Genomic DNA, 7,374 nt, shown 5'->3' on the forward strand with positions numbered 1-7,374 from the left:
CACCCCCAGGATCGCGTTGATCCGGGTGAACACGTTGGCCCGGACGATATCGGTGATGCTGCGCGTCGCACGTTTCCGTACCGCGTTGCTCTGGCCGTCGGCAACGCGCTGGGCCACCTCGGCATCGGTCAGGCCGTGGATCAGCGATAGGCTCATCGGGCGAAGGTCCCCAGCTTCTCCGAGTCGTAGTACTCCAGGTTGAGGGTGTTGCCGGAGAACACAGCTTTGGAAATCGTTCCGGGCGGTGCGTTTTCGTCGGTCAATGGGAACGCGAAGGTGTCGCCGTCCCAGTGGGTGAGGGTGACCGTCCGGTTTTTCGGGCCCATCGCCAATTGCAGGGCGCCGTCGTGTTCGGTCACGATGGCCGGGCCCCAGTAGTCGCTGGCGTAGACGCCGGTGTAGTCGCCGAGCGGCTTGGCCGGGGCGGCGTTGGCGGGGGGTTGCTTGCCGACCAGCGAGCCCACCGGATCGTTCAGCCAGCCGATCGCCTTCTTGTACAAGGGGCCCCAATCCTCGCGGATCTGGCCGTACTGGACGAGGTCCATGAATTCGGCGGTCAGCGTTTCCGGGATGCCGTAGGGCGCACCGTTGGTCAGCGCGATGATGCCCAAGTCCTCCGACGGCATCGCCACGAAGTTCGTCGCCGCCCCCAAATCGAAAGCGCCGGAATGGCTGTACTCGGTGCGGCCCGAGGAGTCGACCGACGCGTTGAAGCCGTATCCGTAGAATCCCGTGCGCGCCTTGGGGTTCGTCGCGGGCGCCGACACCATCTGCGGGCTGGTGGCGGGCAGCAACGCTTCCGGCGAGGCGATCCGCCGGCCGTTGTACGTTCCGTTGCCCAGAACCATCATCAGCCAGTGCGCCATGTCGTTCACCGAGGAACTCACGCCGCCCGCGGGTGATTGGGGGTCGGGGTCACGCTGGAAGCGGGCCTCCCACTTGTCGGCGACCTTGATGTGGTTGACCGCACGGTTGGGCCGGGCGATGAAGTCGGCGAAGCGCGAACTCGTCGACGTCATTCCCAGGGGGCGGTAGAGCACCTCGTCGGACAGGTCCTCCCATGATCTGCCCGCCGCGGCCGCCACCGCCTCCGCGCCGGCGGTGACCCCATAGTTGGTGTAGGCGTAGCTGATCCGGAAGGGATCCAGCGGAAGGTACTTGAGCCGCTCGAGGGTTTGACGACGGTCATAGCCCAGGTCTTCGAGCTTGTCGCCGGCGTGGTCGGGCAGCCCGGAGCGGTGCGAATACACGTCGGCGACGGTCACGTGGCCGGTGACATAGGGATCGCTCAGCGTGAACCACGGCAGCTTCGAGCCCACGGGCGTATCCCACGCGACGACGTTGTCGCTGACCTCGTGCGCGATCACCGTCGCGCCGACCGATTTGGACACCGAGGCCAACTGGAAGACCGTGTCGGCGTCCACCCTGTTGTCTCGCCCCTGCCCCTTGCTCGCGTCCCTGACGCCGAAGCCCTTGGCGTACAACACTTTCCCGCCGTGGACAATGGCTACCGCCATTCCCGGGACACCGGTGCTTTTCATCAGGTCGCCGACCAGGCCGTCGACCTTGGCGACGGCGTCGTCGACGCGGCCGGCGGGAATCGCCACACCGGACACCTGGTTGGGCGGAACGTCAGACAGTGCGGACGGCGGCGCGGCTGTCGGCTGCGCCGAGCCGCATCCCGTCAACCCGAGCAGCGCCGCCGTGACAGCGGCCGCGGCCGCGCGGTTGGTCATGGCGCGACCTTAGCCCGGTGACGATGCGCGCCGCAGGCGGCGCGAGGAGGAGGCGGGCAATCGAGCCCCGCCCGGTGACGATGCGCGCCGCAGGAATCAGAGCTGCCACCACGGGTTCGATTTCACCGGGGCCGCGAGATCAATGCGCTGACCGGGCGCGGGCACCGCCACGTTCACCCGCTCGGGCTCCGCTGCGGCGAGCAGCCGCTCGACCGGTTCGGCCCACGGGTGCGGCGCCAACCGGAAAGTGCCCCAGTGGACCGGCACCAGCAGTCCCCCGTCGGTGACGTCCAGATGCGCCCGCACCGCCTCCTCGGGGTTCATGTGCACGTCGGGCCACGCCGTGTTGTAGGCCCCGATGGGCAGCAGGGTCAGGTCGAACGGCCCGTGGTCGGCGCCGATCTGCGCGAAGCTCTTGGTGTAGCCGGTGTCGCCGCCGAAGTACGCGCGATGGGTCGGCCCACGAAAGACCCAGGATGCCCAGAGCGTGTTGTTGCGTCCGAAAAAGCGTCCCGAGAAGTGCCGCGCCGGTACACAAACGACCGTGAGCTCGTCGACCTTTGCGCTCTGGTGCCAATCGAGCTCGACGATGCGGTGCCCGGGGATGCCCCACTTGCGCAGGTGGGCGCCGACGCCGAGCGGGACGACGAACGGCGACCGCTGAGTGCGGGCCAACGCCGTGATCGTGTCGAGGTCGAGATGGTCGTAGTGGTCGTGGCTGATCACCACCGCGTCGACGGCGGGCAGCCCTTCGAGTTGAATCGGCGGCGGATGGAGCCGCTGCGGCCCGACGATGTCCGACGGTGAACACCGGTCGCTCCACACCGGATCGGTGAGCACCCGGTAGCCGTCGATTTCCAGCAGCGCCGTGGAGTGGCCGAACCAGCTGACGGCCAGCCGGCTGGGATCGGCACCGAAGATTCCCGGCGCCGTCAGCGGAATCGGCCCCCGCGGCCGGCTCCCACCGCGGTTTCCCATCAGCTCCCACGCGATGAGCCGCAGTTGCTCGCGGTCCATCTTGGTGTCCGAGGCGGGCTCGAGGTTGACGAAGACGCCGTCGCGATAGTGCGGGGACCCGGCCGCCACCGCGGCAATCGAGGCGGGGTGCGCGCCGAGAGCATCCGGCGCGCCGTGCAGCGCGCGCACCAGCCAACCCCCGCCCGCCAGCGACGCCGTGCCGGCGACCAGCCGTAGCGTCCCCCGCATGGTTCGTCAGGCCCCTTGGAACTTCGGTGGCCGCTTCTCTATCCGGGCCACCTGGGCTTCGACGACGTCTTGACTGCCCCAGGCCTTGTCGAAGAGCTCCCTATGCACTGGCCCGGCCTCTTCGATGGCGCCGTCGTCGTTGAGCACCCGCTTGGCGTGCTGGATCGCCAGCGGGGCCAGGCCGGCGATCTCGGCGGCCCAGGCCTGCGCGTCGGCGAGCGTCCCGATGCGGTTGGCCATCCCGGTCTGCAGCGCCACGTCCGCGGTCAGCTTTTCCGCGGCCAGCAGCATCGCCCTGGCCCGGCCATGGCCAACCAGTGACGACAGTCGACGGATACTCCAGTTGTCAAGGGCCAGACCATATTTCGACGTCGGAAACTGGAAAAACGCGTCCGGCGCGACGACCCGGAGATCGCACTGCATGGCCAGCTGCAAACCCGCGCCGATGGCCGGGCCGTTGATGGCACCGATCACCGGGATGAGGGTCGCGTCCAAAACCTTGTGCAGCTCGATGAGCCGGTCGGGATAGTCGGCGGCGAACGCGTCACCGCTCAGGTCCGCGCCGGCGCAGAACACCGTGCCCTGACCGGTCAGCACGATCGCGCGGACGGAGCCGTCGCCCGCCTTCGACACGGCCTCGCGCAGCTCCTCGACGAGCTGCGAGTTCAAGGCGTTGCGACGCTCGGGTCGCTGCAACTCGATGGTCAAAACGGCTTCGGCCTGACTGACACCGATCATGGCAGCCACCCTATATAGCCTCGTCACGTGAGTCGTATCACGGCTACCCAATTGCGCGACGCGGTGCTGGACGAGAATTCCTTCACCCGCTGGGACAGTGAGCCGCTCGCCGTGCCGCTCAGCGCCTCCTATGCGCGGGAGCTGGCCGACGCCCGGGCCGCGACCGGTCTAGACGAATCGGTACTGACCGGCGAAGGGCGGATCTTCGGGCGCCGGGTCGCGGTGGTGGTCAGCGAATTCGGCTTCCTGGGCGGCTCGATCGGGGTGGCCGCGGCCGAACGGATCACCGCCGCGGTACAGCGGGCGACCGCCGAGGGTCTGCCGCTACTGGCCTCGCCGAGCTCCGGCGGCACCCGCATGCAAGAGGGCACGGTGGCGTTCTTGCAGATGGTGAAGATCGCCGCGGCCGTCCGGCTGCACACACAGGCGCACCTGCCCTACCTGGTCTATCTGCGCAATCCGACCACCGGCGGGGTGTTCGCGTCGTGGGGTTCACTGGGCCACGTCACGCTCGCCGAACCGGGCGCGCTGATCGGCTTCCTCGGGCCCCGGGTGTACCGGCTGCTCTATGGCGAACCGTTCCCCGAGGGGGTCCAGACCGCGGAGAACCTGCAGCGGCACGGCGTGATCGACGGCGTCATCCCGCTCGACGAGCTGCGTCGCACGCTGGACCGTGCGATGACCGTCATCGCCGACGCTCCCGCGCCGCTGCCCGCGCCGCCACCACCCGAAGCGACACCCGACGTCGCGGCCTGGGACTCGGTGGTGGCATCGCGGCGGCCCGACCGGCCGGGCGTCGGTCTCCTGTTGCGGCACGGCGGCACCGACCAGGTGCTGCTGTCGGGGACCGGCCGAGGAGAGGCGGCGACCACGTTGTTGGCGCTGGCCCGATTCTCCGGCCAGCCCGTCGTGGTGCTCGGCCAACAGCGGATAGCGGGCGGGCGGGCAAGCACCGTGGGCCCGGCTTCGTTGCGCGCGGCGCGGCGCGGCATGGCGCTGGCCGCCGAGTTGCGTCTGCCGCTGGTGCTGGTGATCGACACCGCGGGGCCCGCTCTGTCGGCCGAAGCCGAACAGGGTGGGCTCGCCGGCCAGATCGCCCAATGCCTGGCCGAGCTGGTGACGCTGGATACCCCGACGGTGTCGGTGCTGCTCGGCCAGGGCAGTGGCGGGCCGGCGCTGGCGATGGTCCCCGCCGACCGGGTGTTGGCGGCGTTGCATGGCTGGCTGGCGCCGCTACCGCCGGAAGGCGCCAGCGCGATCGTCTTCCGCGACACCGATCACGCCGCTGAACTCGCTGCGGCGCAAGGCATTCGGTCGGCTGATCTGTTGGATTCCGGAATTGTTGACGTCGTCGTCGCGGAACATCCCGATGCCGCCGACGAGCCGGTCGAATTCTCGCGCCGATTGTCGCGCGCCATCGCCGCCGAGGTGCATGCGCTGCGCGCGATCTCCGCCGCCGAGCGACTGGCCGCCCGGTTGCAGCGCTACCGCAACATCGGTCTGCCCTGACTCCTCGCGAGCAGCCGCGGAATCGCACAAAACCAGCGGCTTTGATGCGATTTTGCGTCTGCTCGCGTCACGGTGGCGACCAGCTCGCGCCTCCCACCCCCGCACGCAACAATCAGGCAAGATGGGCGGCATGGACACAGGAGCTAGCTCACCGCGGGTCTTGGTCGTCGACGACGACTCTGATGTGCTCGCGTCGCTGGAACGTGGCCTGCGGCTGTCCGGATTCGAGGTGTCGACTGCGGTCGATGGCGCCGAGGCATTGCGCAGCGCCACCGAGACGCGACCGGACGCGATCGTGCTCGACATCAACATGCCGGTGCTGGACGGCGTCAGCGTCGTCACCGCGCTGCGCGCCATGGACAACGACGTCCCGGTCTGTGTGCTGTCCGCCCGCAGCTCGGTCGACGACCGGGTGGCGGGCCTGGAAGCCGGAGCCGACGATTACCTGGTCAAGCCGTTCGTGCTGGCCGAGCTGGTCGCGCGGGTCAAGGCGCTCCTGCGCCGCCGCGGCGCCACCGCCACCTCCTCCTCGGAAACCATCACGGTGGGTCCGCTGGAAGTCGACATCCCCGGTCGGCGTGCCCGCGTCAACGGCGTCGACGTCGACCTGACCAAGCGGGAATTCGACCTGCTGGCGGTGCTGGCCGAACACAAGACAGCGGTGTTGTCCCGCGCGCAGCTGCTCGAGCTGGTGTGGGGTTATGACTTCGCCGCCGACACCAACGTCGTCGACGTTTTCATCGGATACCTGCGCCGCAAGCTGGAGGCCAACGGCGGGCCCCGCCTACTGCACACAGTGCGCGGAGTGGGATTCGTGCTGCGCATGCAGTAACCCGGTCGAGCGGCCATGAACTTCCTGTCCCGGATCCTGACCCGTACGCCGTCGCTACGGGCCCGGGTCGCCGTCGCGACAGCGATCGGCACCGCCATCGTGGTGGTCATCGCGGGAGCGGTGGTGTGGTTCGGCATCACCAGCGCCTGGAAGGAGCGGCTGGATCGCCGCCTGGACGAGGCGGCGGGTTTCGCCATTCCCTTCCTGCCGCGCGGGCTCGGCGAGATTCCGCGTGCCCCTAACGACCAGGACACCGTCATCACGGTGCGGCGCGACGGCCAGGTCAAGTCCAACTCGGACATCACGCTGCCCCCGCTGGAGGAGGGCTATGCCGACACCTACATCAACGGGGTGCGCTATCGCGTGCGAACCCTGGAACTCCGCACGCCGCAGCCGGCGACGGTGGAAGTGGGTGCCACCTACGACGACACGATCGCCCAGACCAACAACTTGCATCGCCGGGTGATCCTGATCTGCGCGCTATCGATCGGCGCGGCCGCGGTATTCGCTTGGCTCCTGGCGGCTTTCGCGGTGCGACCGTTCAAGCGGTTGGCCCAGCAAGCCCGCTCGATCGACGCCGACGAGCGGCCACAGGTGGCGGTCCGCGGCGCCACCGAGGCCGTCGAGGTCGCCGAGGCCATGCGCGGCATGCTGCAGCGCATCTGGACCGAACAGGACCGGACCAAGGAGGCGCTCGCGTCGGCGCGCGACTTCGCTGCCGTGTCCTCGCACGAGTTGCGCACTCCCCTGACCGCGATGCGCACCAACCTCGAAGTGCTGTCCACCCTGGACATGCCGGATGACCAACGCAAAGAGGTGCTGGGCGACGTCATCCGCACCCAGTCGCGGATCGAGGCCACACTGAGCGCCCTCGAGCGGCTGGCCCAGGGCGAACTTTCGACGTCCGACGATCACGTCGCGGTCGACATCACCGAGCTGCTCGACCGCGCCGCCCACGACGCCACCCGCATCTACCCGGGGCTCGATGTCTCGCTGGTGCCCTCGCCGACCTGCATCATCGTCGGGTTGCCGGCCGGGTTGCGCCTCGCCGTCGACAACGCGATCGCCAACGCCGTCAAGCATGGCGGCGCCACCCGGGTCGAGCTGTCGGCGGTCAGCTCGCGTGCCGGCGTGGAGATCGCCGTCGACGACAACGGCGGCGGCGTGCCCGAGGACGAGCGCACAGTGGTGTTCGCCCGGTTCTCCCGCGGATCCACGGCCTCCCATTCCGGGTCGGGCCTGGGGTTGGCCTTGGTGGCCCAGCAGGCCGAGCTGCACGGCGGGACGGCCGCGCTGGAAAGCAGCCCGTTGGGTGGTGCCCGGCTGGTGCTGCGCCTCCCCGGGCCGAGCTAG

At 69.2% G+C, this 7,374-nt stretch carries 7 protein-coding genes; 3 read left to right on the plus strand and 4 right to left on the minus strand.

Annotated elements, in window-relative coordinates; translation table 11 throughout:
• From Q0W90_RS21720 to Q0W90_RS21735, 4 genes are all read right to left on the minus strand, one after another.
• A partial coding sequence (locus Q0W90_RS21720; RefSeq protein ID WP_297776526.1) for a hypothetical protein occupies window positions 1-156 on the minus strand: 156 nt, incomplete at its 3' end.
• The gene (locus Q0W90_RS21725; protein WP_297776521.1) at window positions 153-1,736 is read right to left on the minus strand and encodes a serine hydrolase; all 1,584 of its coding nucleotides are present in this window, start codon (window positions 1,734-1,736) and stop codon (window positions 153-155) included. The genes Q0W90_RS21720 and Q0W90_RS21725, both read right to left, overlap by 4 nt.
• Before the next feature lie 96 nt (window positions 1,737-1,832).
• Window positions 1,833-2,942: an MBL fold metallo-hydrolase gene (locus Q0W90_RS21730; protein WP_297776523.1), complete on the minus strand. Its 1,110-nt coding sequence runs from the start codon at window positions 2,940-2,942 to the stop codon at window positions 1,833-1,835.
• Between the two features lie 6 nt (window positions 2,943-2,948).
• The gene (locus tag Q0W90_RS21735; protein WP_297595717.1) at window positions 2,949-3,680 is read right to left on the minus strand and encodes an enoyl-CoA hydratase; all 732 of its coding nucleotides are present in this window, start codon (window positions 3,678-3,680) and stop codon (window positions 2,949-2,951) included.
• A 27-nt stretch (window positions 3,681-3,707) separates the two neighbouring features.
• Between Q0W90_RS21735 and Q0W90_RS21740 the strand changes: the two genes are divergently transcribed.
• The 3 genes from Q0W90_RS21740 to Q0W90_RS21750 all read left to right on the plus strand — a co-directional run bounded on the left by Q0W90_RS21740 (window position 3,708) and on the right by Q0W90_RS21750 (window position 7,374).
• A complete protein-coding gene (locus Q0W90_RS21740; RefSeq protein ID WP_297595716.1) occupies window positions 3,708-5,189 on the plus strand; it encodes a carboxyl transferase domain-containing protein in 1,482 nt (493 codons plus the stop codon).
• 121 nt (window positions 5,190-5,310) lie between these two features.
• Window positions 5,311-6,021, plus strand: a complete 711-nt coding sequence (prrA, locus tag Q0W90_RS21745; protein WP_007777113.1) for a two-component system response regulator PrrA — start codon at window positions 5,311-5,313, stop codon at window positions 6,019-6,021.
• A gap of 15 nt (window positions 6,022-6,036) precedes the next feature.
• Window positions 6,037-7,374: a HAMP domain-containing sensor histidine kinase gene (locus Q0W90_RS21750; protein ID WP_297595715.1), complete on the plus strand. Its 1,338-nt coding sequence runs from the start codon at window positions 6,037-6,039 to the stop codon at window positions 7,372-7,374.

Origin of the sequence: Mycobacterium sp. (assembly GCF_025933915.1) — a bacterium.
Lineage (GTDB): Bacteria > Actinomycetota > Actinomycetes > Mycobacteriales > Mycobacteriaceae > Mycobacterium.